This is a genomic window from Paraglaciecola sp. (genome assembly GCF_051252315.1).
Classification (GTDB): Bacteria; Pseudomonadota; Gammaproteobacteria; order Enterobacterales; family Alteromonadaceae; genus Paraglaciecola.
This window is the reverse complement of the sequence record NZ_JBPOFP010000221.1, coordinates 1-3182: the sequence shown is the minus strand read 5'-3', so window position 1 is coordinate 3182 and position 3182 is coordinate 1. Positions and strand designations below refer to the sequence as shown.

Below are 3182 nucleotides of genomic sequence, written 5' to 3'. Positions count from 1 at the left end.
TCTATAAGCTGTTTAGCCATAAGAGGTACTGGTACTTTCTTCTTGCCTGTTACCTTGCTAACATTTCTATATGTAGTTTCTCCAAACAAACCTTTTACAGGTACTCTGACAGTCTCCACAATATCTTCAACTTTAAAACCATTAGAAAGGTCTTTCTGCAAATCCTTTATAATACGTAAAGCATCATTTTGTAAAGAACTACCGCCTAGTTTATTGGTCTTAGACTTTAAGAAACCCTCAAGGGCTTCATGTATCCCTATAACGTTAACCTTGTCATTCTTTATAAGAGATTCGACCTCACGCAAACCTATTTCATATTGCTTACCCAGTGACTTCTTAGCCTCATAAAGTACATTGTCTACAGACTCACCTAGCTCACCCTTTAAAGCAACACCGGCTTGGTGCTTACCTATTAAATCATTAATAGCTCCGCTCACCGCATCATTAACTTTTACCATATTCTCTTCAAACAACTTACCAGAAGCTATACCACCTCTACCAATGTTCTCATAGAATTCAAGTATACCATCACCACCTACTTGACTAGGGGTTAGCGTAGCACCTGTCGTGGATAATAAGTCCTGCGTAGCTGCTAAGCTTGTCTGTGTTCCTGCAACCTGCAAACCTTTATCTACTACAGCTTTCTGAACAATATCCTGTGCAACCTCTTCAGCTGTAAAGCCTAAAGCACGTTTACCTGCATAATAAGCAGGTTTTGCCCACTTAGCTACACCTAACGTAGCCACATCTATACCTGCCGATATAGCTGCCTCTTTAGCGGCATTAGCGTAGTTCAGGTCTTCGCCTTGTAACTGGTCTTCTGCAAGTTCACCACCGAAAGCGCCGACAGCGCCCCCAATCAAGCCACCAATAGCAGTACCAACACCGGGTAAAATAGCCGTTCCCACAGCTGCTCCTGTTAACGCACCGCCTATTGACGTACCCATCCCTACAAACTCGTTACGTTCCTTTTTAATCTCACTTAACGGAGTACCGGCAGCTACCATAGCCAACTGCTCATCAGAAAGTTCGTCAATATTATCGGCGGTGTAATAAGATGTTTTACCCACTGCTTCGTCTAAGCTAATTTTACCTAATGCTACCTGCTCTAACTGCTCATCAGTTAAACTGTTTATATCTGCCATTTAATACCCCTAACGTGCGCCCTGACCTCTGCGAGATTGACGAGCTTTTTCTTCTGCTCGTCGCTGTATAGCCTGTTTGGCTGCTATTTGGTCGGGCGTCATTTGCTCAAGTGAATTAGCTCTACCTACAGAACCAAAGTTTAACTCATACTTATCTTGAACGTCTAAATAGTCCTGCTCTATGTAATCGTTTTGAATAGCTACAAAGTCTGTGTAGCCTTTAGCGCTACTTAGCTTGGTTAACTTCTCCATACCACTTTTAGACACTTCCATCGAGGCTTTTAGCTTACGTAGTATTACTTCTGGTGTATCTTCAATAGAAATCATGTTGGCTTCTAAGAACTTACGCTCCGAATCTGTAATCTGACTTCCACCAAACGTTGCTTTAAGGTTCGCAGCAATAGCCATCCCCAACTCTTTCTTCAGTAGTTCAGAAGGGACTGACTTATCATCTGCAATACCTAAATAACGTTTAATCTTACGCTCTGTTTCAGCTACAATACCACCAGTTGAGCCTCCTGCTGCTTGTAACTCCTGTAGCAGCTTGTATGCGTTATCAGCAGATGAAAAGACCTTTTTAGTATCTTTAAATGCAGTAACAGCTTCTTTCCTAGACTCTAAGAACTCCTTATTGAACTGTAAGTCGTTTCGTGCCTTAATCTGACTATCTACAGTTATTTCATTTACCGTCCTAGCTTCTCCCACAGGGGCTTTTGCCTCGCCCAAAGGAACGTATTTAACTTCGCCCCCTTCAGTTGTAATCATATTGAATCTATTACCTTCAGAGTCCACAGTCACTTGCTGAGTTGTTGTACTGGCAGTTATACGTTGCTGTGCCAATTCATTTTGAGCTTTTTGTTGCTCTTCTTGTAATCTAAGGGTTGTTGCTCTATTCTCTGCTTCAGTTCTGTTAACACTAACTCTATCACCCTCGATACCGACTCTCTTCCTCTGTAGGTTAAGTTGCTCTTCCTGAACAGCCAAAGCAGCTGCTTGCTCACGTAGTTGAGTAGCCTTCATAACTGCCTGTGTAAGTCCTGTTTTTTCTAGTTTCTCAGCAGCGTTTAAAAGACGTTCAGACTGTGTTTTACCTTCCGCTGTCTTTAAAGCATCAGCCATCACTTGCTGCTGTTGTTGAGCCTGTACAGCCCCTGTTTCATTAGCTCCCATTTGTCTCCCTGCAATAGCTCGCTGAGCAGCCATGCCAAAGCCCTCAGAGGCTCGTTGAGCCCCCGAAGCCGCAGTCAAGAACTTACCCATAGAGTCATTACCATAGTTGGTAACACCTTGCTGTAGGGATTGTTTTCGTAGTTGGTCATCCAACAACTTAGCCTGTTCAGGCGCTAGTAAATCTTTAATCATGTTAGCCATGCTTACTCCTAAAACTTAATACCTGCAACACCTGCACCGATATTACCAAGTGACTTGATGTATTCTTGTGTTAACGTGCTCTCACCTAATGCTAGATCTTTCATCAAGCCTGTTTCAGACAATCCTAAGTTAGCTAGTAAGTTGGTAAGTTGCATCTGACGGTCTGCTTCAGACTGCTGAGCTCCTAAGCCCATCTGAGCAGCTGCTAGTTGCTGCTGATACGGGATGTTAGATGATTGTAGTAAGTTACCAATATTAGCAATCTCAGCACCTTGTAGCTGTGAAGGCATCATAGCTGACTGCTGACCCATACCAAACATACCTTGAGCACGTGCTAAGTCTTGCATGTTAAGTTGACCACCTAACTCTTGACTCTGTAACCCTAAGCCTAACATACTTTGACCAAGCTGTTGTTGCTGTGCGCTAATACCTGCACCGGTCTGTGCAATCTGTGAAGCTAACTGTGCAGACGACTGCTGACGTGATAACCCTTCAGACTGTAACTGTGAATCAACCTGTTGAGCTGTTAATCCTAGCTGCTCTAGCTGAACCCTACGGTTTTGTGACTGTGTATCCAAGTCTGATTGAGCCTGTTGAGCACTAATACCTGCTTGACCTAGCTGCATTTCACGACTAAACCCTTCACTCTCTAACTGCGCTTGTACC

General features: G+C 43.4%; 3 protein-coding genes. All 3 read right to left on the bottom strand.

Going from position 1 to position 3182, the window contains the following annotated elements:
* Window positions 1–1145: bacteriocin class II family protein (locus ACSHXM_RS21395; protein WP_435692380.1), on the bottom strand; the 1145-nt coding region annotated here is incomplete at its 3' end.
* A 9-nt stretch (window positions 1146–1154) separates the two neighbouring features.
* Window positions 1155–2516, bottom strand: coding sequence for a hypothetical protein (locus ACSHXM_RS21390; RefSeq protein WP_435692378.1), 1362 nt, complete (start codon window positions 2514–2516; stop codon window positions 1155–1157).
* Window positions 2517–2524: 8 nt separating this feature from the next.
* The coding region (locus tag ACSHXM_RS21385) for a hypothetical protein (RefSeq protein ID WP_435692376.1) at window positions 2525–3182 on the bottom strand (658 nt) is incomplete at its 5' end.

Excerpts from the sequence above, each read along its gene's own strand:
- ACSHXM_RS21390 (WP_435692378.1), bottom strand. The coding sequence starts at position 2,516 with ATGGCTAACATGATTAAAGATTTACTAGCGCCTGAACAGGCTAAGTTG.